The sequence below is a fragment of the Pseudomonas sp. CMR5c genome, from assembly GCF_003850545.1.
Taxonomy (GTDB): Bacteria; Pseudomonadota; Gammaproteobacteria; order Pseudomonadales; family Pseudomonadaceae; genus Aquipseudomonas; species Aquipseudomonas piscis.
On the sequence record NZ_CP027705.1, the window covers coordinates 1,735,412 to 1,760,762 of the forward strand.

At 62.5% G+C, this 25,351-nt stretch carries 19 protein-coding genes; 13 read left to right on the plus strand and 6 right to left on the minus strand.

Annotated elements, in window-relative coordinates:
- The first annotated feature begins 168 nt into the window (after positions 1-168).
- Together C4K40_RS08115 and arfB are read left to right on the plus strand one after the other, a co-directional pair.
- Positions 169-1,590, plus strand: a complete 1,422-nt coding sequence (locus C4K40_RS08115) for an amino acid permease (protein WP_022643001.1) — start codon at positions 169-171, stop codon at positions 1,588-1,590.
- Between the two features lie 114 nt (positions 1,591-1,704).
- A complete protein-coding gene (arfB, locus tag C4K40_RS08120) occupies positions 1,705-2,118 on the plus strand; it encodes an alternative ribosome rescue aminoacyl-tRNA hydrolase ArfB (protein WP_022643002.1) in 414 nt (137 codons plus the stop codon).
- Here arfB and C4K40_RS08125 read toward each other — a convergent pair.
- The 6 genes from C4K40_RS08125 to phhA form a co-directional block, all read right to left on the minus strand.
- Complete coding sequence (locus tag C4K40_RS08125; RefSeq protein WP_053135130.1) at positions 2,115-3,314, minus strand: MFS transporter; 1,200 nt, start codon at positions 3,312-3,314, stop codon at positions 2,115-2,117. The genes arfB and C4K40_RS08125 overlap by 4 nt on opposite strands.
- A 107-nt stretch (positions 3,315-3,421) precedes the next feature.
- A complete protein-coding gene (locus C4K40_RS08130) occupies positions 3,422-3,604 on the minus strand; it encodes a hypothetical protein (RefSeq protein WP_022643004.1) in 183 nt (60 codons plus the stop codon).
- A 77-nt stretch (positions 3,605-3,681) separates the two neighbouring features.
- On the minus strand, positions 3,682-3,813 hold the full coding sequence (locus C4K40_RS31870; protein WP_022643005.1) for a hypothetical protein: 132 nt from the start codon (positions 3,811-3,813) through the stop codon (positions 3,682-3,684).
- A gap of 190 nt (positions 3,814-4,003) precedes the next feature.
- A complete protein-coding gene (locus tag C4K40_RS08135) occupies positions 4,004-5,194 on the minus strand; it encodes an amino acid aminotransferase (RefSeq protein WP_022643006.1) in 1,191 nt (396 codons plus the stop codon).
- Complete coding sequence (locus C4K40_RS08140; RefSeq protein WP_007930096.1) at positions 5,194-5,550, minus strand: 4a-hydroxytetrahydrobiopterin dehydratase; 357 nt, start codon at positions 5,548-5,550, stop codon at positions 5,194-5,196. The genes C4K40_RS08135 and C4K40_RS08140 overlap by 1 nt, the downstream gene beginning before the upstream one ends.
- Before the next feature lie 210 nt (positions 5,551-5,760).
- Entirely contained in the window at positions 5,761-6,552 is a 792-nt protein-coding gene (phhA, locus tag C4K40_RS08145) for a phenylalanine 4-monooxygenase (RefSeq protein ID WP_022643007.1), read from the minus strand.
- Positions 6,553-6,858: 306 nt separating this feature from the next.
- Here phhA and C4K40_RS08150 point away from each other — a divergent pair, with 306 nt between their 5' ends.
- The 11 genes from C4K40_RS08150 to pseC all read left to right on the plus strand — a co-directional run bounded on the left by C4K40_RS08150 (position 6,859) and on the right by pseC (position 25,282).
- Entirely contained in the window at positions 6,859-8,427 is a 1,569-nt protein-coding gene (locus C4K40_RS08150) for a sigma-54-dependent transcriptional regulator (RefSeq protein ID WP_022643009.1), read from the plus strand.
- 227 nt (positions 8,428-8,654) lie between these two features.
- Positions 8,655-9,395 carry a flagellar basal body rod protein FlgF gene (locus tag C4K40_RS08155; RefSeq protein ID WP_053135127.1) on the plus strand — a complete coding sequence of 247 codons (741 nt, stop codon included), beginning with the start codon at positions 8,655-8,657 and terminating at the stop codon, positions 9,393-9,395.
- Between the two features lie 45 nt (positions 9,396-9,440).
- Positions 9,441-10,226, plus strand: coding sequence for a flagellar basal-body rod protein FlgG (gene flgG / locus C4K40_RS08160; protein ID WP_022643011.1), 786 nt, complete (start codon positions 9,441-9,443; stop codon positions 10,224-10,226).
- Positions 10,227-10,284: 58 nt separating this feature from the next.
- Entirely contained in the window at positions 10,285-10,980 is a 696-nt protein-coding gene (gene flgH / locus C4K40_RS08165; protein ID WP_031321146.1) for a flagellar basal body L-ring protein FlgH, read from the plus strand.
- Between the two features lie 7 nt (positions 10,981-10,987).
- A complete protein-coding gene (locus tag C4K40_RS08170; RefSeq protein WP_022643013.1) occupies positions 10,988-12,097 on the plus strand; it encodes a flagellar basal body P-ring protein FlgI in 1,110 nt (369 codons plus the stop codon).
- 9 nt (positions 12,098-12,106) lie between these two features.
- Positions 12,107-13,372, plus strand: coding sequence for a flagellar assembly peptidoglycan hydrolase FlgJ (gene flgJ, locus C4K40_RS08175; RefSeq protein ID WP_053135124.1), 1,266 nt, complete (start codon positions 12,107-12,109; stop codon positions 13,370-13,372).
- Between the two features lie 10 nt (positions 13,373-13,382).
- A complete protein-coding gene (flgK, locus tag C4K40_RS08180) occupies positions 13,383-15,428 on the plus strand; it encodes a flagellar hook-associated protein FlgK (protein WP_022641283.1) in 2,046 nt (681 codons plus the stop codon).
- Between the two features lie 13 nt (positions 15,429-15,441).
- Positions 15,442-17,004: a flagellar hook-associated protein 3 gene (locus C4K40_RS08185; RefSeq protein WP_022641284.1), complete on the plus strand. Its 1,563-nt coding sequence runs from the start codon at positions 15,442-15,444 to the stop codon at positions 17,002-17,004.
- Between the two features lie 120 nt (positions 17,005-17,124).
- Positions 17,125-20,682, plus strand: a complete 3,558-nt coding sequence (locus tag C4K40_RS08190; RefSeq protein ID WP_022641285.1) for a glycosyltransferase — start codon at positions 17,125-17,127, stop codon at positions 20,680-20,682.
- A 408-nt stretch (positions 20,683-21,090) separates the two neighbouring features.
- A complete protein-coding gene (locus tag C4K40_RS08195) occupies positions 21,091-24,018 on the plus strand; it encodes a TIGR00180 family glycosyltransferase (RefSeq protein WP_053135118.1) in 2,928 nt (975 codons plus the stop codon).
- Between the two features lie 94 nt (positions 24,019-24,112).
- Entirely contained in the window at positions 24,113-25,282 is a 1,170-nt protein-coding gene (pseC, locus tag C4K40_RS08200) for a UDP-4-amino-4,6-dideoxy-N-acetyl-beta-L-altrosamine transaminase (RefSeq protein ID WP_053135115.1), read from the plus strand.
- Positions 25,283-25,351 lie beyond the last annotated feature (69 nt).

The following is a 25,351-nucleotide window of genomic DNA, read 5'->3' on the forward strand; positions in this document are numbered from 1 at the left end:
GCGTGATGGGTTCGATTTCGTCACAGATAAAAACAAACAGGTGACGCATGACCGTTAAAAAAACGCTGAACTTCTGGTGCCTGCGCTGGGGTTTGATCCGCGCCGCTTAAGCCTTCACCGGGCGGCAACGTCTGCAAATATCATCAAACCTTGCGTGAGAAAGTTTTCATGAGTGGACAAAACTCGCAGTCAGGCGAGCTGAAACGCGGCCTGAAAAATCGCCATATCCAATTGATCGCCCTGGGTGGCGCAATCGGTACCGGCTTGTTCCTGGGGTCGGCCGGGGTGCTCAAGTCCGCCGGGCCGGCGATGATCCTCGGCTACGCCATTTGCGGCTTCATCGCCTTCATGATCATGCGCCAACTGGGCGAGATGATCGTCGAGGAGCCGGTAGCCGGTTCCTTCAGCCACTTCGCCCACAAGTACTGGGGCGGCTTCGCCGGTTTTCTCTCCGGCTGGAACTGCTGGATCCTCTATATCCTGGTGGGCATGTCGGAGCTGACCGCGGTCGGCAAGTACATCCACTACTGGTGGCCGGACGTCCCGACCTGGGCCTCGGCAGCCGCGTTCTTCGTCCTGATCAACGCCATCAACCTGGCCAACGTCAAGGTCTTCGGCGAGGCCGAGTTCTGGTTCGCCATCATCAAGGTAGCGGCGATCGTCGGCATGATCGCCCTGGGCAGCTACCTGCTGGTCAGCGGCCATGGCGGCCCGCAGGCGTCGGTGAGCAACCTGTGGTCCCATGGCGGCTTCTTCCCCAATGGTGTCAGCGGCCTGGTGATGGCCATGGCGATCATCATGTTTTCCTTCGGTGGCCTGGAGATGCTCGGTTTCACTGCGGCCGAGGCCGACAAGCCGAAGACCGTGATCCCCAAGGCGATCAACCAGGTGATCTACCGCATCCTGATCTTCTACATCGGTGCCCTGGTGGTGCTGCTGTCGCTGACTCCCTGGGATTCCCTGCTGACTACCCTCAACGCTTCCGGCGATGCCTATAGCGGCAGCCCGTTCGTCCAGGTGTTCTCGATGCTGGGCAGCAACACCGCGGCGCACATCCTCAACTTCGTGGTCCTGACCGCGGCGCTGTCGGTGTACAACAGCGGCACCTATTGCAACAGCCGCATGCTGCTGGGCATGGCCGAGCAGGGCGATGCCCCGCGGAGCCTGGCCAAGATCGACAAGCGCGGCGTGCCGGTGCGTTCGATCCTCGCCTCGGCGGTGGTGACCTTCGTCGCGGTGGTGCTCAACTACCTGATCCCGCAGCATGCCCTGGAGCTGCTGATGTCCCTGGTGGTGGCGACCCTGGTGATCAACTGGGCGATGATCAGCTACTCGCACTTCAAGTTCCGCCAGCACATGGACCGCACAGGCCAGACCTCGCTGTTCAAGGCCCTGTGGTATCCCTATGGCAACTACATCTGCCTGGCGTTCGTGGTGTTCATCCTGGGCATCATGCTGATGATCCCCGGCATCCAGGTTTCGGTGTACGCGATTCCGGTGTGGCTGGTCTTCATGTGGGTCTGCTACAGCATCAAGAACAAGCGTGCTGCCCAGCAGCCGCTGCAGGCCGCCGGTTCCGCGCTGAAATAAGTGCCCTCGCTGCCTCGACAGACCCGGCCTCGGCCGGGTTTGTCATTTCTGGCTCCGGCGCAATGGCGGGGGAATGGGCGTATCCTGTGGGCCGCTAAAAAGGATTCCTGTTCCATGCTGGTGATTTCCAACAACGTGCATCTGCCCGATGCCGAGATCGAGCTGACTGCCATTCGCGCCCAGGGCGCCGGTGGGCAGAACGTCAACAAGGTGTCCAGCGCCGTGCACCTGCGCTTCGACATTCCCGCCTCATCCCTGCCGCCCTTCTACAAGGAGCGCCTGCTGGCGCTGAGTGACAGCCGGATCACCAGCGACGGGGTGGTGATTCTCAAGGCCCAGCAATACCGCACCCAGGAGCAGAACCGCGCCGATGCGCTGTTGCGCCTGGTGGAGTTGATCCAGGGCGCCATCAAGGTGCAGAAGAAGCGCCGCCCGACCAAGCCGACCCTGGGGTCGCAGAAGCGTCGCCTGGAAGGCAAGGCCAAGCGGGGCAACATCAAGGCTGGGCGCGGCAAGGTGGATTTCTAGGTCGCGCTACGGTCCTGGCGCTGTCGTGATGCCTGGCGATACAGGTACAGGCTCAGCAACAGCCCGCTGCAAGAGGCCAGGGCGGCGAACAGGAAGATCGAGGCAAAGCCTGTGCTGGCGGCGATCGCCCCGGCCAGCGGCCCGGTGATGCCCAGCGACAGGTCGACGAACAGCGAATAGGCACCGACCGCCGCGCCTCGGCTGGAGGCGGGCACCAGGTTCACCGCCTCGACGCCCAGGGCCGGGAATACCAGGGAGAACCCGAAGCCGCTCAGCGCCGCGCCGGCCAGGGCCCAGTGGGCATCGCTGGCCAGCCACAGCAGCAACAGTCCCAGGGTCTCCACCGACAGGCAGGCGATCGCCACGCGAAAGCCGCCGAGACGGTTGATCAGGTTGCCGAACAGCAGCCGCGCACCGATGAAGCTGGCGCCGAACAGGCTCAGGGCCAGCACTGCGTTGGACCAGTCCCGGGTGGCGTAGTAGAGGGTGATGAAGGTGGCGATGGTGCCAAAGCCGATGGAGCCCAGGGCCAGCCCGCAGCCGTGGGGGAAGACCTTGCCCAGCACGTGGATGAACGGCAGGCGTTCGCCGGCGACGATGGGCGCGGCGACCTTGGGCCAGGCCAGCAGCAAGCCCAGCACGGCCAGCAGGATAATGCTCACGCCCATGCTCCACAGCCCCAGGCGGTCGACCAGCATCACGCCCAGGGGCGCGCCGATGGCCAGTGCGCCGTAGCTGGCGATGCCATTCCAGGAAATCACCTTGGCGGTATTCTGCGCGCCGACCCGGCCGATGCCCCAGCCGATGGAGCCCGAACCCACCAGGCTTTCCGCGCTGCCCAGTACCAGGCGCCCCAGCAGCAGGCTCGCCAGGCTCAGGACCGGCCATGCTTGCAGCCAGGCCGAAGCCAGCATGAACACGCCGCTCAGGCCGCAGCCCGCGAGGCCGTACATCACCGCGCGCTTGCTGCCCTGGTTGTCGATGATGCGCCCGGCGTAGGGGCGGCTGAGGAGGGTGGCCAGGTATTGCACGCTGATCACCAGGCCGGCGATCACCGCGCCGAAGCCCAGGTCGCTATGGACGTAGCCGGGAAGCACCGCCAGGGGGATGCCGATATTCAGGTAGCCGATGAAGGTGAACAGGACGATGGAAACGACTTGCAGCGTGACCGCCAAGGGGCGCTGGGTATCTGGCATGGGAAGGGGTCCGCTACTGCAGCTAGATAGATAGGCTGCTCATGATACCGGTGCAAGGGCGGGTGCAGGGGAAGAAATCGATGTGCCCCATGGGCTGGGGTACAAGCTCAGGTGTCCTGGCTGCCCAGCAGGCGGGTGGTGACCAGCGCGGCGAGGGCGTTTTCCCGGGTACCGAAACGAGCCAGCAGGGCGGCTTGTTTTTCCGGGGTGAGGCGGTTCCATACCTCGATCATCTGCTGCGTGGTGCCAATCAGTGCGTTGGCCTGGGTTTCGTCGAAGGTATCGGTCATCGAGGGCTCGGGAGAGGGTTCAGGCGGTGTGGAAAGCGCTTGAGTAGCGCTTTCCACACTGTCTGGCTACAGCTTCTTCAGTCTTCGCTGTCGGCCTTGCGGCTGTCGGCGGCTTCTTTCGCAGCAGGCTGTTCGGCGCTGGTTTGCGGCGGGGTTGTCTGCTCAGTTTCGTGCAGGCTCGGGAAGGGGAGATTCGGGATCTCGTGCATATCGTTGCTCCTCGCAAAGTCTGTTTTTTAAATCGCTGGGTAGGTCCGCGCTTTTAAAAAGCCTGGGCAGGATACAGCACTGGAAATGACAAAAAGATTTTTATCGCACTTTTCAGGATGAAAGGGTGTTCATCGAGGGCCGATCGCCGGCGAGGAGGCGCCAGGGCCATCCTCGCCGGCAAGCCCTTGGCTAGACGACCCGGGCGATGGCTTCGGCCAGCTGATCCAGGCGGCTGGCGTCGATCCCGGCCACGTTGGCGCGGCCCGAACTGACCATGTACACGCTGTGGTGTTCGCGCAGTTCCTGGACCTGGGCGGGGCTCAGGCCGGTATAGGAGAACATCCCGCGTTGCACGCCGATATGGGCGAAGCGCTCGGCCAGGCCATAGGGTTGCAGGGCTTGCACCAGGCCGGCACGCAGTTGCGCGATACGCAGGCGCATGGCTTCCACTTCGTCGCTCCAGAGGCTCTTGAGCTGCGCATCGCCGAGGATGGTCGCTACCACGGCGGCACCGTGATCCGGTGGCGTGGACCACAGGTTGCGGGCGATGTGCGCCAGTTGGCTGCGCACATCCAGCAGCTTCTCGGCATCCTGGGTGCAGACGATCAGGGCGCCGGTGCGGTCGCGATACAGGCCGAAGTTCTTCGAGCAGGAACTGGTGATCAGCACTTCCGGCAGCTCGGCGGCGAACAGCCGGACGGCCCAGGCATCCTGCTCCAGGCCATCGCCGAAGCCCTGGTAGGCGAAGTCGATCAGCGGCAGCAGCTTGCGGCTGCGCACCACCTCCAGCACCCGTTGCCAGTCGGCCTGGCTCAGGTCGAAGCCGGTGGGGTTGTGGCAGCAGGCGTGCAACAGCACCACGTCGCCTTCCGGCACCTGGTTCAGGGCCGCCAGCATGGCCTCCACATCCAGGCGGTTGTCACTGCCCACGTAGGGGTAGTGGCTGACCTTGACCCCGGCCGCGGCGAAGATGGTCTCGTGGATCGGCCAAGTCGGATCGCTCAGCCACACGCCACGGCCCGGCAGGCAGTGGGCGATGAAGTCAGCGCTCAGGCGCAGGGCGCCAGTACCGCCTGGGGTCTGGGTAGCCCCGGCGCGTTGCTGGGCGATGAGCGGCGAAGCGCTGCCCAGCACCAGTTCATTGATCACCTTGCCGAAGGCCGCGTCGCCGTGGCCGCCGATGTAGATCTTGGTGTCCTGGCTCTCCACCAGGCGCTGTTCGGCCAGTTTCACCGAGCGCGGGATCGGCGTCAGGCCCTGGGAATCCTTGTAGACCCCCACGCCCAGGTCGAACTTGCGCGGGTTGGGGTCGCTGGCGTAGGCCCCCATCAGGCCGAGAATCGGGTCGCCAGGCACACGACCGATTGCGTCGAAATGCATTACTTGCGTCCTTCTGCGGTCTTGGCCACTTCGTCGGTGCGGGCGGCCATGATGAAGTCGTTGCGGTGCAGGCCCTTGATGGAGTGGCTCCACCAGGTCACGGTCACCTTGCCCCATTCGGTCAGCAGGCCCGGGTGGTGGCCTTCGGCCTCGGAGATCTCGCCCATGGCGTTGGTGAAGGCCAGGGCGAACTTGAAGTTCTTGAACAGGAAGACTTTTTCCAGCTGCATCACGCCGTCGCGAACTTCGATGTTCCAGTCAGGGATCTGCTTGATCAGCACCGGCAGTTCTTCGTCGCTGACCTGAGGGGCATCGGCGCGGCAGGCTTCGCAATGGGCTTGGTTCAGAGCGGTCATGGTGTATTCCCGAAATCGATTCTTGTTGGGGCGGGCTGGGGAAAACTGCTGCGCTGGGCAATCTCTTCCGGGTGTCGGCGAAAAGTGTCGGTCCGAACTGGCCGGACCGCCATTTGCCACCTGTCCCAGGCGGGATTGCCTGCGCTCTTGAGATTTCGCGCAGCCCGTGGACGTTACTATCTTTCGCAGCGGCTCGCGAGTGCGGGCCGCTCAGGCCGCCTTGGGTTTTGGCGGAAACTTGGGTGCGTGCAGGCCCAGCTGCATGCCCTGGTGGACCAGGGCCATGATGTCTTCATGGGCCAGGTCGAACAGGCGCTTGAGCTCCGGCAGGACGAAGTAGATCGGCTGCAGGATGTCGATGCGATACGGCGTGCGCATGGCCTCCAGCGGGTCGAAGGCCTGGTGCTCCGGTTCCCCGGACAGGCTGTAGACGGTCTCTTTGGGCGAAGACAGGATGCCGCCGCCATAGATGCGCCGGCCGGCTGGGGTCTCCACCAGGCCGAACTCGATGGTCATCCAGTACAGGCGGGCCAGGTATACCCGCTCTTCCTTGGTGGCTTGCAGGCCGAGCTTGCCGTAGGTGTGGGTGAACTCGGCGAACCAGGGGTTGGTCAGCAGCGGGCAGTGGCCGAAGATCTCGTGGAAGATGTCCGGTTCCTGCAGGTAGTCCAGTTCTTCGCGGGTGCGGATGAAGGTCGCGACTGGGAAGCGCTTGCTGGCCAGCAGTTCGAAAAAGGTCTGGAAAGGAATCAGCGCCGGGACCCGGGCCACTTGCCAGCCGGTGGTTTCGCCCAGGACCTTGTTGATTTCGCCGAGCTGCGGAATGCGATCGTGGGGCAGTCCCAGCTTCTCGATGCCGTCCAGGTATTCCTGGCACGCACGGCCCTCGATCACTTTCAACTGGCGAGTGATCAGGGTGTTCCACACCGCGTGTTCTTCGGGTGGATAGTCGATAAAACCTTGCGCGTCGGGCTCGCGGGCCACGTACTGCGTCTGCTTCATGCTGCTCTCCTGCCAGGGGATGCGTTCTTGTTATGAATGACCCCAGTGATACGCCAGGGTGCGACGCTTTGCAGCAGGTGGCGGTGGTTGAAGGGGCGACCTTGAAGGGGCTCGTTGTAAAATTATCGTTACGAATATGGCCAAAGCCCTGCCCCGTTGGGGATGAACCATTTGAAAATAGCGGAAGCTGTCACATAATCTTGACGATTATCTGCGGCATCCAGCAGAAATTTTGCTGGCCATGGCGCCAAAAGCGTCGCTCGTCGGCGTTTATGCCCTCCATATTTCCTTTCGGGCCTTTAATCCATGCGCATCAAAGTTCACTGCCAGAACCGCATCGGCATCCTGCGGGACATCCTCAATCTGCTGGTGGAATACGGCATCAACGTTGCTCGGGGCGAAGTAGGCGGGGAGCATGGCAACGCCATCTACCTGCACTGCCCGAACCTGATCAACCTGCAGTTCCAGGCGCTGCGGCCCAAGTTCGAATCCATCGCCGGGGTGTTCGGGGTCAAGCGTGTCGGGCTGATGCCCAGCGAGCGCCGGCACATGGAGCTCAATGCGCTGCTGGGGGCCCTGGATTTTCCCGTGCTGTCCATCGACATGGGCGGTTCCATCGTCGCTGCCAACCGCGCCGCCGCCCAGTTGCTGGGGGTGCGGGTGGACGAGGTGCCGGGCATCCCGTTGTCGCGCTATGCCGAGGATTTTGACCTGCCGGAGCTGGTGCGGGCCAACAAGTCGCGGATCAACGGTTTGCGGGTCAAGGTCAAGGGCGACGTATTCCTGGCGGATATCGCGCCCTTGCAGTCCGAGCATGACGACAGCGAGGCCATGGCCGGCGCGGTGCTGACCCTGCACCGCGCGGACCGGGTCGGCGAGCGCATCTACAACGTGCGCAAGCAGGAGCTGCGCGGTTTCGACAGTATCTTCCAGAGTTCCAAGGTAATGGCCGCGGTGGTGCGTGAGGCGCGGCGCATGGCGCCCCTGGACGCGCCCCTGTTGATCGAAGGGGAAACCGGTACCGGCAAGGAGCTGCTGGCCCGCGCCTGCCACCTGGCCAGCCCGCGCGGCCAGTCGCCGTTGATGGCGCTGAACTGCGCCGGGTTGCCTGAATCCATGGCCGAAACCGAACTGTTCGGTTACGGCCCCGGGGCGTTCGAAGGTGCGCGGGCGGAAGGCAAGCTGGGCCTGCTGGAGTTGACGGCGGGCGGTACCCTGTTCCTCGATGGCGTGGGGGAAATGAGCCCGCGGCTGCAGGTCAAGCTGCTGCGCTTTTTGCAGGACGGCTGTTTCCGCCGGGTCGGCAGCGACGAAGAGGTGTACCTGGATGTGCGGGTGATCTGCGCCACCCAGCTGGATCTTTCCGAGCTTTGTGCCCGTGGTGAGTTCCGCCAGGATCTCTACCACCGGCTCAATGTGCTGTCCCTGCACATTCCGCCGCTGCGCGAGTGCCTGGATGGCCTCGGGCCCCTGGTGGAGCACTTTCTCGACCAGGCCAGCCGGCAGATCGGCTGTCCCTTGCCGCAGCTGGCGCCGGCGGCCATGGAGCGGCTCAGTCACTACCATTGGCCGGGCAACGTCCGGCAGTTGGAAAACGTATTGTTCCAGGCGGTGTCGTTGTGCGACGGCGGCATGGTCAAGGCCGAGCACATCCGCTTGCCGGACTATGGCGCGCGCCAGCCTCTTGGCGAGTTTTCCCTGGACGGCGGGCTGGAGCAGATCGTCGGGCGCTTCGAGAAAGCCGTGCTCGAAAACCTCTACGCCGAATTTCCCAGCAGCCGGCAGTTGGGCAAGCGCCTGGGGGTGTCCCATACCACCATCGCCAACAAGCTGCGCGAATATGAAGTGGGCAAGGCTTCCGGTGATCCGCTCTAGCTGTCGTTGGCGGCAGCGCCGGTGGTGCATCGGGGCGGTAGCTTGCCGGTAGCGGCATAAGAGCGCCGTTTTTCCGTCTCCTGACAAGCCGCCATTTTCCTTCCATTACCAGGCAAAGCCCTGTCCTGCCTGAGGTTAAACCTCTTTCTGAAAAGTTGGTGCGCTTATTGCTTAGGGGTTCGCAGTACAGTGGCGGACGGCAAGCGTCCGGCAGATGAGGAACGACAGTGGACAAGTACCTTTATGTGGCGATGACCGGCGCCAGCCAGAACGCGCTGGCGCAAAAGGCCCATGCCAACAACCTGGCGAACATCTCCACCAACGGTTTTCAGCGTGACCTGGAGCAGGCTCGCGCGATGCCGGTATTCGGTGACAGCTTTCCGGCACGAGCTTTCGCCATGAGCGAGCGTCCTGCTACGGACTTCACGCCGGGCTCGATGGTCGAGACCGGGCGTGACCTGGACGTGGCCGTCAGCGGCAAGGGATGGATCGCCGTGCAAAGTCCCGATGGCAGCGAAAGCTATGTGCGCACCGGCAGCTTGAACGTCGATGCCCTGGGCGTGCTGCGGGCCGGCAACGGTATGCCGGTAATGGGCAATGGAGGTCCCATTGCCGTGCCGCCCGAGCAGAAGATCGAGGTTGGCCAGGACGGCACCATCACCATTCGTGCCATGGGCGAAGGTCCGCGGGTGCTGGCCGAGGTCGACCGCATCAAGCTGGTCAACCCCGATACCCGCAACATGGTCAAGGGCCTGGATGGTTCGATCAAGACCAAGGACGGCCAGCCTGCTCCGGTCGATGCCAATGTGCAGCTGGTCTCGGGATTCCTCGAGTCGAGCAACGTCAATGCGGTGGAAGAAATGACCGCGGTGCTGGCCCTGTCCCGGCAGTTCGAGCTGCACGTCAAGATGATGAACAGCGCCAAAGAAGACGACCAGGCCATGGCTCGGGTCTTGCAGATCAGCTAATTACCAGTACCTAGCGCCGTAAAACAGGCGCGCGAGGAGAATCGAATGCTTCCGGCTCTATGGGTTGCCAAAACCGGTCTGTCCGCCCAGGACACCAACCTGAGTGTTATTTCCAACAACCTGGCGAACGTCTCGACCACGGGTTTCAAGCGTGACCGTGCCGAGTTCCAGGACCTGCTGTACCAGATCAAGCGCCAGCCGGGTGCCCAGTCGACCCAGGACAGCGAACTGCCTTCCGGCCTGCAGGTCGGTACCGGCGTGCGCATCGTCGGCACCCAGAAGAACTTCAGTGCCGGCAGCTTGCAGACCACCCAGCAACCGCTGGACCTGGCGATCAACGGTCGTGGCTTCTTCCAGATCCTGCAGCCCGATGGCACCACCTCCTATACCCGCGACGGCACCTTCCACCTCGACTCCAATGGCCAGGTCGTCACCGCCAATGGTTTCGCCCTGGAGCCGGCAATCGTCGTACCCGACAACGCGCAGACCTTCACCGTGGGCAACGACGGCACCGTCTCCATCACCGTGGCCGGCAACCCGGCGTCCCAGGTGATCGGCAACCTGCAGACCGCCGACTTCATCAACCCGGCCGGCCTGCAAGCGCTGGGCAACAACCTGTTCCTGGAGACCGCCGCCAGTGGTGCGCCGCAGGTCGGTACCCCGGGCCTGAACGGTTTTGGCACCACGCTGCAGAACACCCTGGAAGCGTCCAACGTCAGTACCGTGGAAGAGATGGTCAACATGATCACCACCCAGCGGGCCTACGAGATGAACTCCAAGGTGATCTCCACCGCCGACCAGATGCTGTCGTTCGTAACGCAGAAGCTGTAATCAAGTCTTGAGGCCGTCATGAGTCGATGACGTGCCGGTAACATCGTGAGGAAGGGTCATGAATCGGTTTATCTGTGTGTTAGCGCTGAGTGGGAGTGCCGTGTTCGCGGGCTGTGTCGCCCCGCCACCCAAGCCCAATGACCCTTACTACGCGCCAGTGTTGCCGCGCACGCCGCTGCCTTCGGCTTCCAACAACGGTTCGATCTACCAGGCCGGGTTCGAGCAGAGCCTGTACACCGATCGCAAGGCGTTCCGGGTCGGCGACATCATCACCATCACCCTGAACGAGCGGACCGCGGCCAGCAAAGGCGCCAACTCGGCGTCGAGCAAGAACAGCAGCAACAGCATCGGCCTGACGTCGTTGTTCGGTGCTGTGCCCAACACCAACAACCCGTTCGGCGATGGCGACCTGAGCTTGAATGCCGGCTACAAGGGTGATCGCTCCACCAAGGGCGATAGCAAGGCGGCGCAAAGCAACAGCCTGACCGGTTCGATCACCGTCACCGTGGCCGACGTATTGCCCAACGGTATCCTCGCCGTGCGTGGCGAGAAGTGGATGACCCTCAATACCGGTGACGAGCTGGTGCGTATCGCCGGCCTGATCCGCGCGGACGATATCGCCACGGACAACACCGTGTCCTCGACCCGGGTGGCAGATGCGCGCATCACCTATTCGGGTACCGGGTCGTTCGCCGACGCCAACCAGCCTGGCTGGTTCGATCGTTTCTTCCTCAGCCCGCTGTTCCCTTTCTAGGCGCACTATGTTGAATTTCAAGCACCTGATGGCGGCCGCCTTGTTGCTGTCCGTGTCCCTCGGCGTCCAGGCCGAGCGGCTCAAGGACATCGCCAGTATTTCCGGCGTGCGTTCCAACCAGCTGATCGGCTATGGCCTGGTGGTGGGGCTCAACGGCACGGGTGACCAGACCACTCAGACGCCGTTCACCCTGCAGACCTTCAACAACATGCTGTCGCAGTTCGGCATCAAGGTTCCGCCTGGGTCGGGCAACGTGCAGCTCAAGAACGTCGCCGCGGTATCGATCAGCGCCGACCTGCCGGCGTTCGCCAAGCCGGGCCAGCAGGTGGATGTCACGGTTTCGTCCATCGGCAACTCCAAGAGCCTGCGTGGCGGCACCTTGCTGTTGACTCCCCTCAAGGGTATCGACGGCAACGTCTACGCCATCGCCCAGGGCAACCTGGTGGTAGGTGGTTTCGATGCCGAGGGTCGGGATGGTTCGAAGATCACCGTCAACGTTCCGTCGGCGGGGCGAATCCCGGGCGGGGCCTCGGTGGAGCGCGCGGTGCCCAGTGGCTTCAACCAGGGCAACAGCCTGACCCTGAACCTCAACCGTTCGGACTTCACCACGGCCAAGCGCATCGTCGACAAGATCAACGACATGCTCGGCCCGGGCGTGGCCCAGGCCATCGATGGCGGCTCGATTCGCGTTACTGCCCCGCTGGACCCGAGCCAGCGGGTGGACTACCTGTCGATCCTGGAGAACCTGGAGATCGATCCGGGCCAGGCGGTGGCCAAGGTCATCATCAACTCCCGCACCGGCACCATCGTGATCGGCCAGAACGTCAAGGTCTCGCCGGCGGCGGTGACCCACGGCAGCCTGACGGTGACCATCACCGAGGATCCGATCGTCAGCCAGCCCGGCCCCTTGTCCAATGGGCAGACCGCCGTGGTGCCTCGCTCGCGGGTCAATGCCCAGCAGGAAGCCAAGCCGATGTTCAAGTTCGGCCCGGGCACCACCCTCGACGAGATCGTGCGGGCGGTGAACCAGGTGGGAGCGGCGCCAGGCGACCTGATGGCGATTCTCGAAGCCCTGAAACAGGCCGGCGCCTTGCAGGCCGACCTGATCGTGATTTGAGGGGTGGCCATGGATATACATAAGAGCGGTCTGGTCGCCAGCGGGGATTCCGGGGCCTATTCGGACCTCAATCGCCTGCAGCAGCTGAAGGTCGGCGACACCAACAGCGAAGCCAACGTGCGCAAGGTGGCGCAGGAGTTCGAGTCGCTGTTCCTCAACGAGATGCTCAAGTCCATGCGCAAGGCCACCGACGTGCTGGCCCAGGACAACCCGCTCAATACCCCGACCACCAAGCAGTACCAGGACATGTACGACCAGCAACTGGCGGTGTCCCTGTCCCGCGAGGGTGGCGGTATCGGCCTGGCCAACGTGCTGGTGCGCCAGATGATGCAGAACAAGCCAAGGGCGGCGCCTACCGGGCTGACCTCGGCGCCGCCGGTAGCTCCGCCAGTCGCGACGCCGACGCCGATCGCGGCCGGTACCGCGGCCCAGGATGGTCCTCTGAGCCGGCTCAATGGCCAGCGGCCGTTGTGGGCCTCCCGTACTGCCGATCCGGTGCGTACCAGTCTGGCCCACAACGACATGGCCTTGCTCAATCAGCGGCGCTTGTCGCTGCCGAGCAAGCTCACCGATCGCTTGCTGGCCGGCATCGTGCCTTCGGCGGGAAGTGTGGAAGTCACCGCGCAGAACGCCGCGCCTACCCGCAATAGCGCGGCCGCCGATGCAGTGCTGCGTGGTGAGTGGCGGGTCAACCAGGGGTACGCCGCGGCCCAGGGCAAGATGCGTGTCTATGGCCGGGCCATGGCCCAGCCACCATTGGCGCCGGCCAAGCGCGCCTTCGGTTCGTCCGATGAATTCGTCGCCACCATGCTGCCCATGGCGGAGCAGGCGGCCAAGCGTATTGGTGTGGACCCACGCTACCTGGTGGCCCAGGCGGCCCTGGAAACCGGCTGGGGCAAGTCGGTCATGCGCCAGCAGGATGGCCGCAGCAGCCATAACCTGTTCGGCATCAAGGCCGGCAGCAGCTGGCAGGGCGGCCAGGCCCGGGCGATCACCAGCGAGTTCCGCAACGGCCAGATGGTCAAGGAAACGGCGGCGTTCCGTTCCTACGATTCCTACCAGGACAGCTTCCACGATCTGGTGACTTTGCTGCAGAGCAATAATCGCTATCAAGAAGTGCTGAAGGTTGCCGATAAACCAGAACAGTTTGTTCGCGAGTTGCAAAAAGCCGGGTATGCAACCGACCCGGATTACGCAAGCAAGATTTCGCAGATAGCCAAGCAGATGAAGAGTTACCAGAACTACGCTGCGGCAGGCGCTCCCACGAATTTATAAGGTCTGAATCATGAGTTTGCTCAATATCGGGATGTCCGGGCTGGCTGCCAGCCAATCGTCTTTGATGACCACGGGTAACAACATCGCCAACGCCGATACCGCCGGGTATTCGCGGCAGCAGACCGTACAGGGCACCAAGGCCTCCAGCCAATTCGGCAATGTCTTCATCGGCACCGGCACCACCCTGGCCGATGTGCGCCGGGTGTACAACAGCTTCCTGGATGCCCAGCTGCGTACCGCGACTTCGCTCAACAGCGACGTGGCGGCCTACCAGCAGCAGATCACGCCGATCGACAAGCTGCTCTCCGAGGCCGGTACCGGCATGACTGGCGCCCTGACCAAGTTCTTCGCCTCGGTGCAGAACCTCAACGCCAAGCCTACCGACGAAGCCTCCCGGCAGTTGCTGCTCAGCGATGCCCAGGCCCTGAGCAATCGCTTCAACTCGGTTTCCAACCAGCTCAACGAGCAGAACAAGACCATCAACGGCAACCTGTCGACCATGGCCGACCAGGTGAACAAGCTGGCCACCACCGTGGCCCAGCTCAACCAGAAGATCTCCGAGCTGTCGAACGACGGCAAGGGCATGCCCAACGAGCTGCTCGACGCCCGTAACGAAACCGTGCGCCAGCTTTCGCAGTTCATCAAGGTCGACGTATCCGAGCGTGGCTCCAGCGTCGACCTGTACCTGGGCAGCGGCCAGCCGTTGGTGATGGGCAACAGCGCCAACTCCCTGGAAGTGGTGCAGGGCAAGGACGACCCGACCCGCTCCATGTTGCAGATCAATCGCGGTAGCAGCACCGTGGACATCACCAATCTCACCACCGGTGGCGAGATCGGCGGCCTGCTGCGTTATCGCAGCGAGGTGCTGGACCCGGCGATGAATGAACTGGGGCGTGTGGCCCTGGTGGTCGCCGACCAGATGAACAGCCAGATGGCCCAGGGCATCGACAAGAACGGTGATTTCGGCGGCAATCTGTTCAATGACATCAACAGTGCTCGCCTGATCAGTCAGCGCAGCATCGCCAGCGGCGGTAACAACACGGCTTCGGGCAACTTCGATGTCACCATCAAGGACTCCGGCAAGCTGACCACCAGCGACTACACGGTGACCTTCAGCAGCCCGACGGACTACAGCGTCAAGCGTTCCGACGGCACCGACCTGGGCTCCTTCAGCACCACCACCAACCCGCCGCCGGTCATCGATGGCTTCGCGTTGAAGCTCAATGGCAGCGCTGCCGTGGGCGATAGTTTCAAGATCACTCCGACCCGCAATGGTGCGAGCGCGATCCAGACCGAGATGACCGACGCCAAGCGTCTGGCGATCGCCGCGCCACTCAAGGCCGAGATCGCTGCCGGGGTCAAGAGTTCGCTGAGCATCGGCTCGCAACCATCGCTGGTAACGCCGATCGACAATTACAATGCGGCCGCCAAGCTGGAGATGCAGACCGCGTTGAAGAACTCCGGTCCGGTGAAGGTGGTGTTCAACGCACCTGCCGGCGGCAGCCAGACTTATGACTACTTCGATGCCAAGGGCACGAAGATGGGCAGCGGCACCATCGTTCCCGGGCAGACCAACACCCTCAACCTGAACATCAAGATGGTCGATGCCAGCGGCGCACCGATCCTCGATGGTGCCGGTGTGCAGAAAACCTTCGCGGTGAAGATGGATGTGGCAGGTGCGCCGAACTCCGGCGACAGCATGAACATCTCGGTCAACGGCGCCGGCTCTTCGGACAACCGCAACGGCCTGGCGCTGGCTGGTCTGCAGAGCAAGCAGACCGTCGATACCGGTTCGGCGAGCAAGGGCATCACCTTGGTGGACGCCTACGGCAAGCTGATCGAGAACGTCGGCGCCAAGGCCAGCCAGGCCAAGCTCGACTCGGCCGCCAACGGGGTGATCCTGAGCAACGCCAAGGGGGCGCGTGATTCGCTGTCGGGAGTCAACCTGGACGACGAGACCGGCAACCTGGTCAAGTACCAGCAGTACTACACCGCGTCTTCGCAGATCATCAAGGCCGCACAAACCATCTTCAGCACGCTGATCAGCAGCCTTTAAGGAGCCGTAGCCCATGCGTATTTCCACTTCTCAGTTCTTCGAGACTTCGGCTGCCAACTACCAGCGCAACTTCTCCAATGCGATCAAGAGCAGCGAAGAGGCCAGCAGCCTGGTGCGGATCAATACCGCGGCCGACGATCCGGTAGGCGCTGCGCGCTTGTTGCAGCTCGGCCAGCAGGCCTCGCTGCTCGACCAGTACAAGACCAATACCACTTCGATCAAGGCCTCCCTGGGCCAGACCGAATCGGTGATGACCAGCATCAACAACGTCCTGACCCGTGCCAAGGAACTGGCCGCCGGTGCCGGCAACGCCGGTTACACCGACAAGGACCGCCAGGCCAATGCTTCGGAGCTGGGACAGATCGAAGAACAATTGCTCAGTCTGATGAATACCCAGGACGAAAACGGCAAGTACATCTTCGGTGGTTCCAAGGATGACGTGCCGCCGTTCAGCCGCAACTCCGACGGTACCTACAGCTACAACGGCGACCAGAGCAGCCTGATGCTGCCAGTGGGCGACACCATGCTGATGGCCGCCAACAGCACCGGTTGGGACGTGTTCCAGAAGGCGCCTAATACCAGCCGCACCCAGGTCACCACCCAGACCGCGCCGGCTCCAGACAACGGCAAGGTGTTCATGTCCAACGGGCAGATGTCCAACGCCGGCAAGTACAACACCGATTTCCGCAAGGGCGAGCCCTACAGCGTGTCGTTCGTCAGTGGCACCCAGCTGAAGATCACCGACGCCGCTGGCAACGACGTGACTTCCGAGGCCAGTCAAGGTGGTGTGATCGGTAATACGCCAAACCAGACCGTGAGCTTCCGTGGTGTCGACTTGAGCCTGAACGTCAATCTCAAGGCCGGTGACAACGCCGCTACGGTGTTGCCGCAATACTCCTTCAGCCTGGGCTCCAAGCCGGATACCTTCAACGTCGCGCGCAGCCCGGGCAACCCCAGCACCGCCCAGGTATCCAGCGCCAGCGTAACCAACCAGGCGGACTACAACTCGACCTTCCCCAGTGGCTCGGCAGTGCTGAAGTTCACCAGCGCCACCAATTTCGATCTGTATGCCGCTCCGTTGACCGCCGACAGCAAGCCGGTATCCTCCGGCACCCTGGTGGGCAACGTGGCCACTGCTGCAGGTGTGAGCTTCAACCTGAGCGGTACCCCGGCGGCCAACGACCAGTTCAGCGTCGCGGTCAATACCCACGAGACCCAGAACATCCTGGATACCGTGAGCCAGTTGAAAAGCGCCCTGAGCACTCCGACCGACGGCAATACCGTAGCGACCCAGAAACAACTGGCCGACCTGGCTTCGGGCATGGCCAACCTGGCCAGTGGTACCGATCAGCTGACGATCGGCATCAGTTCGGTAGGTGGTCGTGGCTCGGCCCTGGATACCCAGATCGAGATCAACACCAACCTGGCGGCGGCCAACGTCACCACTCGCTCGGCGATCGCCGACTCCGATCCGGCCGAGGTGATGACCCGCCTGACCCTGCAGCAGACCATGTTGCAGGCCTCGCAACTGGCCTTCAGCAAGATCAGCCAGCTCGGCCTGTTCAACCAGGGCTGAGCCTGGCCCGTGGCGTCCTGAGTGGGGCGCCACGGCCGTCGAGCCGCCAACCGTCTTTCTACAAGCGGTTTTGCAGCCCCGGCCTCGTTGCCGGGGTTCGCCGCTCGAGAGTTTCCCGCCGTGAACCAAGCCCCCCTCGTCAGCATCGTCATCCCTGCCTTCAACTCGCGCTTTTTCGCCCAGGCCCTGGAAAGTGCTCTGGCGCAGACCTATCAACCGCTGGAAATCGTCGTGTGCGACGACAGTGCCGATGATGAAATCCAGCGTATCGTCCAGGACCTGGTCGGGCCTGCGCACCCGGTGCGCTACATGCGTAACCCGGAGCATTTGGGGTTGCAGAAAAATCTGCTGCGCTGTGTGAGGGAGGCCCGTGGCGAGCTGATCAAGGTGCTTTGCGACGATGACCGGCTGTTTCCCCCTTGTGTTGCCCAGCAGGCCGCAGTTCTGGTTGCGCAGCCAGGAGTCAGCCTGGTTCTTGCCTTGCGACTGTTCAATGACGAGAGCAATTTCATCCTGCCGCCGCGGATAGAGAACTGTCGTTTCGCTCCTGGAGATGTGTTGCTCAAGGCCAGTGACATGGCGGCTATCTTCGAAACCACGCGCAAGAACTTCCTGGGTAATTTCAGTGCGGCGATGATGCGCCGCTCCGATGTCCTGGAGTTGTTGCCGGCCCTGACCCAGGCGGGGGAAGGTTTCACGGCCCTGATCGATCTGGCTCTGTTCGTCTGCTTGATGCGTTGCGGCAACCTGGTGGCACTTTCCACAGTGCTCAGTTGCGAGCGCTTGTATCCCGAACGCTTGAGCCGCACGCCGGAAATGCTCGAGGCTGCGGCCGCGCAATGGGGCTGGTTGGCGCGGATGCTGGAGCAGCGCCGCGGTGAGCCGGCGCCGGCGCCTGGCTGGGTACGTTATGTGGATCTGTCGCTGGCCAGCGAACAGCCTCGTCATTGGAAGGAGCTGGGGGTGCTGCATGTACTCGGCAACCGTAGCGCGGTAGTCAATGGCAGGGTTGGTGGCGAAAGCCAGAGTTATGAAGAGTTCTATCGCCTGTGGCTGGCGGCACGCAGGTTTTCGGAGGCGGAGCAGCGTCTGATGCCACAGCGCATCGCCAGTTGGCCGCGTCAGGTCAACCTGGTGCCGGTGGTCATCGATTCGACGGGTGATGCTGAAGCCTTGCGGTTAACCCTGGGCAGCCTGGAAGAGCAGTTGTATCCGCCACAGGCAGTGCTGGTTCTGTCCCCTGGTGACCACCAGAGTGCCGGGCGGACTCTGTATCAACCGCTGCAATCCAGTTGGGTAGAGCAACTCAACCTGTTGTTGCCGCAGTTGGACGGTTGCGACTGGTTCTATCTGCTAGAGGCCGGAGACCGGTTGCAGGAGTCGGCATTGCTGGTGCTGGCCGAGCGGATCGCCAATACGCCGGCGATGCTCTGTGCCTACAGCGATGAAGGTGCGCTGCGAGAGGGGGAATCGACCGAGCCGGTGTTCAAGCCCGATTTCAACCTGGACCTGATGCGTTGCTACCCGTATGTCGGGCGCGCCCTGGCGTTCTCGCGGGAGCGCTTCCTGGCCGAGGATGGATTCGATCCGCGGCGCGGCGAGCTGGCGCCCCAGGACTTGCTGTGGCGCCTGGTGGAAAATGCCGGGCCGCAGACTATCGAGCATATCGCCGAGATCCAGCTGGAGGCCGAGCTGTCCTTCGCCCAGTGGCTATCCAGTCCGCGGGTGATCGAGTCCAGCGAAGGGCTGGTGGCCGCTCACTTGCAGCGTATCGGGGTGGAATATCGGATCCGCCACGATGACCTGCCATTGCTCAATCGTATCGACTACCTGCATGGGGCTCGGCCGCTGGTATCGATCATCATCACTTGTGGTGATTGTCTTCCGGTACTTCAACAATGCGTCGAAAGCCTGATCGAGCAGACAGCCTATAACCACTATGAAATTCTCCTGGTGGACGCGGGCAGCCAGGATCCGGCCATGGCGGACTGGTTGGCGGCCATGGCGCAATTGGGCGGGGCGCTACTACGGGTGCTGGACGGTGCCGAGGCTTCCAGCCAGACCGCGCTGATCAACAGCGTGGCGGCCCAGGCGCGGGGTGATTACCTGCTCTTGCTCAGTAACAGCGCGCGAATCTGCAGCGGCGACTGGCTGGACGAACTGCTCAATCAAGCCCAGCGTCCGGAAGTAGGCGTAGTTGGCGCACGGCTTCTGGCCTTCGACGGCTCCATCCTGCATGCCGGGCAAATCCTCGGATTGGCCGGGCCGCTGGGCTCGCCTTTCGTCGGTGAAGCCTTGGGCGTGCGAGGCTACATGCAGCGCTTGCAGGTGGTGCAGAACTGGAGTGCGGTGAGTGCCGATTGTCTGATGGTGCGCAAGGAGGTCTTTGAAGACCTTGGTGGCCTGGATGAACAGGATTTCACGGGCAGCCTGGGGGCTGCCGATCTATGCCTGCGAGTCGATCGCAATGGTTACCTGGTGGTTTGGACGCCTCATGCCACCTTGATGCTGGGGGCTGCCCAGGTCCCGGGCCAGCAAGCATCGGAAGCCGACCAGGAGGCTTTCTATCGCCGTTGGCTGCCGAAGATTGCCCGCGACCCTGCCTACAATCCGGCCTTGAGCCTGGGGTTTTCCAGCTTCAGCCTGGAACCGCCCTTGCGCAATAACTGGAATCCATTCTGCAGTCGATCCTTGCCCCTGGTCCTGGGGTTGCCGGTCAACAGTTCGGCGGTCGGGCATTACCGGGTGCTCAGTCCCTTGAAAGCGCTTGAGGAGGCCGGCCGGATCGTCGCCAGGGTGGCCTACGAGTCGCCGACTTCGGTGGAAATCGAACGCTTGTCGCCCAGCAGCATCGTGCTCCAGGGACGCTATAGCGACGGGGCGGCCAGTGACATCCTGCGGATGAAGAAATATTCCGATGCACTGCGGATCTTCGAGCTCGACGACTATGTCGTCAATGCTCCGAAGAAGAACAGCCATGCCCGGAACAAGCCGGCGAATATCGAGCAGATGCTGCGTGATGGCATCGCCTTGTGCGATCGAGTGGTCGTCACTACCCAGCCCCTGGCCGATTTGCTGTCGAACATGCATAGCGATATCCGCATTGTGCCCAACATGCTTTCACCCGAGCCCTGGGCGCGCCTGACCAGCCAGCGTGGTACTTCCAGCAAGCCGCGGGTGGGCTGGGGTGGCGGCACCAGCCATACGGGAGACCTGGAGGTCATCGCGCAGGTGGTGCGCGAACTGGCCAATGAGGTGGAGTGGGTGTTCTTCGGTATGTGCCCTGAGGGGCTGCGTCCTTATGTGCATGAATTCCATCCGGCGATCGGCTTGCAGGAGTATCCCTTCAAGCTGGCCAGCCTGAACCTGGACTTGGCGTTGGCGCCACTGGAGTTCCATATCTTCAACGACTGCAAGAGCAATCTGCGGCTTTTGGAATACGGGGCTTGCGGTTACCCGGTCATCTGCACCGATACCGAGGCGTATCGCGGCTTCCTGCCATGCACCAAGGTTCGCAGTAACAGTACGCAAGAGTGGTTGCAGGCTATTCGCATGCATCTGGCGGATCCGCTGGCCAGTTACCGCATGGGCGATGAGCTGCGTGAGGCTGTGCATCGGGACTTCATGCTGGGTAGCGACAATCTCCAGCATTGGATGTGGGGGTGGCTGGCGGACTGAGTCGGCTACCACGGAAAGCCACGCCTGCGCCGCGTGGCTTTTTTTTGCCTGGAGTTCTCGAGGATCGGGAGGACGAACAGGGAGCAGCACGACAATACCGTGAACTGGCGCGTTTCCTGCAGTTCCTCCTGGTAATTGTCATAAAACAAACGTTGTTGGTGGTGAGGGGTGCCACCGCCGCTCGTTCTTTCGGCGATCCCATGGGCAGCGTTGGCAGTGTTTTTTTTCAAGCCAATTCTTTGGCGCAACGTGGCGCGTAATAGGTGCCCTTGGTATTGGCCGTGGCGGGCAGGTCGAACAGCTGCGTGACTCGATTCGATGATGCCGGCATGAGCAGTGTTGCGGCCAGGTTCATCGAGTATTAACGGTTTGAGATTCCAGGCGATCGGCCGGATGAGGAAAAGACAGATGCGGGTTCAAGTTAAGGCAGGCGATGATGCATTCCCACTCAGTGAGCGCTTCACGCTGGTGGTGTTGACCCACAACTCCAAGGCGCTTGTGCGGCGGGCTTTGCAGTACCACAACGCCTATTCGTGCTCAATCCTGGTCCTGGACTCGTCCGAGGAACCCGACACGGCTCTGTCCCGGGAGTTTCCCGGGATCGGCTATCGGCATCTGCCGCAACTTGATCTGCAGGCCAAGCTGGCCCAAGGCGCGGAGCTGGTTGCAACGCCCTACATGGCCTTCGTCAATGATGATGATTTCCTCATTCGTGATGGGGTTGGGCAAGCCCTGGAGTTCCTGGAAGCTCACGCCGATTATGGTTTCTGCCATGGTTATGGGCTGATGTATTCGGCGCAGGGCCTGGAGACCCGTTACTACCTGCGCGATCGCAAGGGTATCGAGGACTTCTCCAGCGACGATCCTCGCGCGCGGGTCCTGAGTTTCATGGGCAATTTCCTGGCGCCGTTCAATGCAGTCGTCCGGACTCAACTGCTGCGCCAGTGGTACGCCCACCTGCCATCGGGCACAGGGCTTGAACTGCAGGAAATCGGCCGCGCTTTTTACTTGTTGGCGAGTGCCAAGGCCCGTGTGTTGCCGGTGCCTTTCGTCGTCCGTGCCCTTGGAAACGGTGTTTCCGATTGCAATGCCCAGTTGCAAGCCATGCTGGCGCGCAAGGATGCGGGCGCCCAGGCCCAGCGGGAGCAGTTCGCCGAGTTGCTCGGTGCTTTGCCTTGCGAGTTTCCTGGTTTGCAAGCACTGCCGGTCAAGCAGGCGGTCCTGGATAGTTTCGAGGCTTTGGCCGAATGTTTCGCCAGTGGCCGTGCGCTCAAGAGCCCGATGGTCTTCCGTTCGACCTGGAGCGAGATGGGCAAGCCGCCCGTGCGGGCCTTCGAGCCTGAGCAATTTGTCGAGCTGCCGTTCTATAACCAGCCAGTGTTCGAATTGCTGGCGGATATCGAGTTCCTGATGCATGCCATGCCGGCGAGCCCGCGGCAACTCGATGCCCTGGAAGGTGTGCTGCTGCGTCAGGAGGAGCTGTTGCGGGTCCATCCCAACGACAACGCCAAGACCATTCGCAGCCGCTTGTGGGAGGCCCTGGAGCTGAATCTGTTCCACGCCACCGTCGTCAAGCGCTTGGCCGAGTCCATGCGTAATACCGATGAGGCCGAGGTATACCGTCAGTTACAGGCATGGTCGGCGCGTCTCGAAGCTTTGCCAGCGACCAATAATCGCGAATTGTTTACCAGCACCCGCTCTGGCCAGTTGCTCAGTTGGCTGGAGGGACGCAACCCCAAGCCGGGTCAGCTCAAGTTCATTGCCAACCGCCTGGGCAAGCGCGCTGGTGGCCCGCAATTCCAGATCCTGCTGCTTGATCTCGATGCCGATATGGTCAAGTTGCAGGCGACTTTCGACTCCTTGATGGCCAATCATTGCAAGGCCTTCAAGCTGACGGTCCTGACCACTGGTGCGCTGCCGGCTGCTACCACTGCGCGAGACACCGTGCATTTCATCAAGGTCGATATCGGCAGCCATATCGAGTGCCTCAATCAGGTTGTGGCGCAGTCCGCCGCCGACTGGGTCGTATTGATGGAAGCAGGAGACCAGCTGGCGAACAGTGGGCTATTGCGTGCCAGTCTCGAGTTGATGGGGGCTGAAGGCATCAGGGCAGTGGCGATGGATGAGTTGCAGCGGCAGGCCGATGGTTCCCTGAGTTCGGTGTTCCGTCCAGGAGTGAACCTGGACCTGCTGCAGAGCGCCCCGGGATTGATGGCTCGTCACTGGCTGTTCCAGCGTGAGGCCATGGTGCAGGCAGGAGGATTCAGTCGGGAGTTCCCCAAGGCCATCGAGCTGGACCTGATCTTGCGCCTGATCGAGGACGGTGGCCTTGCGGGCCTGGCTCACCTGGCCGAGCCGTTGTTGATCTGCCAGGCCGAGCAGGCCAGGGATAATGCCGAGGAGCGCCAGGTACTGACTCGCCATCTGGCCAATCGTGGCTACCGCGCCCAAGTCAGTTCGGCGCAGCCGGGCACCTACCAGATCGATTACCAGCATGCCGAGCGTCCACTGGTGTCCATCATCCTGGCCAGCCAGGACAACTTCGCCCAGTTGCAGCGTTGCCTGGTCAGCGTACTGCAACGCACTCGCTACCAACGCTACGAAGTGCTGATAGCCGAAAACCACAGCCAGGACGCCGAGCTCGACAGCTGGCTGGCCAGCCTCGAGAGCCGCGGCGAGCGTATCCGTGTATTGCGCAACGCGCGCCGCGTGAGCCGCTCGGCGCTGTACAACGCCGCTTCCCGCGAGGCCAAGGGCGAGTACCTGGTACTGCTGTCGTCCGATGCCGAGGTGGTCAATGCCAACTGGATGGAAAGCTTGCTCAACCAGGCCCAGCGTCCGGAAGTCGGGGTGGTGGGTGCACGGTTGGTCAACGAGCGGGGCATGACGACCCAGGCTGGTCTGGTGCTAGGGCTCAATGGCCATCTGGGGGCGGCTTTCGCCGGTGCGGCCAAGGATGCATCGGGCTACATGAATAGCCTGTGGGCAGAGAAGAACTACTCGGCGGTGTCCGGCATCTGCCTGATGATCGCCAAGGCGCTTTACGAGTCCGTGGGCGGGTTGGACGAAGAGCACTTCGAGCAGGCTTTCGCCGATGTCGACCTGTGCTTGAAAACCGCTGCCGCCGGTTACCTCACCGTGCTGACACCGCAGGCGCAAATCCTGCACCCGGGAACCCTGGCCGATGATTCGCAGGCTGGCGCAGCGCTGCGTGACAAGTGGGCGGAGCGCTTTGCCCTGGATACCAGCTACAACGAAAACCTGGCGCTGACCGGCGCTGGCTTCACCCTGAAGACCGAGGGTCGGGTGGACTGGCCGCAACTGCTTGCCAATTGATTGCCCTGAGGGATTTTCATATGTCCGATCACCTGTGGATGTTGCGTCTTGTGCTTCCAGGCTTGAGTGCGGCAGTTCGCGATGGGTTGCCATCATGAGCCCGTACCGGATCCCCTATGGGCGTCAGAGCATCGACCAGGCTGATATCGATGCGGTGGTGGAGGTGCTCAAGTCTCCATGGCTGACTCAAGGACCGACCATCGAGCGCTTCGAGCGGGCCCTGGCCGAATACTGCCAGGCCGAGCATGCCGTGGCGGTGTGCAACGCCACGGCGGCGTTGCACATCGCTTGCCTGGCTGCGGACCTGGGGCCGGGAGACTGGTTGTGGACGAGCCCCAATACCTTCGTCGCGTCGGCCAACTGCGCGCGTTACTGCGGGGCCCAAGTGGGCTTCGTGGACATCGACCCACGGACCTTGAACATGGATGCGCAGTTGCTGGCGCGCAAGTTGGAGGCAGCGGAGCGCGCAGGGACCTTGCCCAAGGTGGTAGTGGCGGTGGCATTCGCTGGTCAAAGCGCTGACCTGCAAGCTATCGCCAGGCTTGCCGAACGTTACCGGTTCCTCCTGATCGAGGATGCGGCCCATGCCGTGGGAGCTTCCTACATGGGGCGGCCAGTGGGTTGTGGCGCTTATGCGGCGATGACCATCTTCAGTTTTCATCCGGTGAAGATCATCACCAGTGCCGAAGGCGGGATGGTGCTGACCAATCGCCAGGATCTGGCCGAGCGTCTGCGTCGCCTGCGCAGCCACGGGATCACCAGTGATCCGGCAGCGATGCAGGTCGTGGAAAAGGGGCTGTGGTACTACCAGCAACTGGAGCTGGGATTCAATTATCGGATGACCGACCTGCATGCCGCCCTTGGGCTCTCACAGGTGGCCAGGCTCGATGAGTTCGTTACCCGGCGTCGCAAGCTGGCGGCACGCTACCAGGAGCTGCTGGCTGGCCTGCCGTTGATCCTGCCGGTCGCCCAGGACGGAGCAGAGTCGGCATGGCATCTGTATGTGGTGCGCCTGGATCTGGCGCGTATCAGGCTGAGCCAGGCCCAGGTCTTCGAGGCGCTGAGGGCGGCAGGCTTGGGAGTCAACTTGCATTACATCCCGGTCCACCTGCAGCCCTATTACCAGGAGCTGGGGTTTGCCGCGGGAGATTTTCCCGAGGCCGAGCGCTACTTCCTGGAGGCCTTGAGCTTGCCGCTGTTCCCGGAACTGAGCGAAGAGTTGCAGGATGAAGTGGTGGGACACTTGCGGCGGATACTGGATTGAGCGGGTTTGGTGCGGTGGGGCGAAATGACGAAGCATGGGGCGCCGGTTGCTGGTGGCAGTGATGAATGG

Coding starts and splice junctions, on each gene's coding strand:
- C4K40_RS08125 (WP_053135130.1), bottom strand. CDS start 3,314: ATGCCAGATACCCAGCGCCCCTTGGCGGTCACGCTGCAAGTCGTTTCC.
- pseC (WP_053135115.1), top strand. CDS start 24,113: ATGAGCCCGTACCGGATCCCCTATGGGCGTCAGAGCATCGACCAGGCT.
- C4K40_RS08140 (WP_007930096.1), bottom strand. CDS start 5,550: ATGACCGCTCTGAACCAAGCCCATTGCGAAGCCTGCCGCGCCGATGCC.
- flgH (WP_031321146.1), top strand. CDS start 10,285: ATGAATCGGTTTATCTGTGTGTTAGCGCTGAGTGGGAGTGCCGTGTTC.
- flgK (WP_022641283.1), top strand. CDS start 13,383: ATGAGTTTGCTCAATATCGGGATGTCCGGGCTGGCTGCCAGCCAATCG.
- flgJ (WP_053135124.1), top strand. CDS start 12,107: ATGGATATACATAAGAGCGGTCTGGTCGCCAGCGGGGATTCCGGGGCC.
- C4K40_RS31870 (WP_022643005.1), bottom strand. CDS start 3,813: ATGCACGAGATCCCGAATCTCCCCTTCCCGAGCCTGCACGAAACTGAG.
- C4K40_RS08130 (WP_022643004.1), bottom strand. CDS start 3,604: ATGACCGATACCTTCGACGAAACCCAGGCCAACGCACTGATTGGCACC.
- arfB (WP_022643002.1), top strand. CDS start 1,705: ATGCTGGTGATTTCCAACAACGTGCATCTGCCCGATGCCGAGATCGAG.
- flgG (WP_022643011.1), top strand. CDS start 9,441: ATGCTTCCGGCTCTATGGGTTGCCAAAACCGGTCTGTCCGCCCAGGAC.
- phhA (WP_022643007.1), bottom strand. CDS start 6,552: ATGAAGCAGACGCAGTACGTGGCCCGCGAGCCCGACGCGCAAGGTTTT.
- C4K40_RS08170 (WP_022643013.1), top strand. CDS start 10,988: ATGTTGAATTTCAAGCACCTGATGGCGGCCGCCTTGTTGCTGTCCGTG.
- C4K40_RS08135 (WP_022643006.1), bottom strand. CDS start 5,194: ATGCATTTCGACGCAATCGGTCGTGTGCCTGGCGACCCGATTCTCGGC.
- C4K40_RS08150 (WP_022643009.1), top strand. CDS start 6,859: ATGCGCATCAAAGTTCACTGCCAGAACCGCATCGGCATCCTGCGGGAC.
- C4K40_RS08185 (WP_022641284.1), top strand. CDS start 15,442: ATGCGTATTTCCACTTCTCAGTTCTTCGAGACTTCGGCTGCCAACTAC.
- C4K40_RS08115 (WP_022643001.1), top strand. CDS start 169: ATGAGTGGACAAAACTCGCAGTCAGGCGAGCTGAAACGCGGCCTGAAA.
- C4K40_RS08195 (WP_053135118.1), top strand. CDS start 21,091: ATGCGGGTTCAAGTTAAGGCAGGCGATGATGCATTCCCACTCAGTGAG.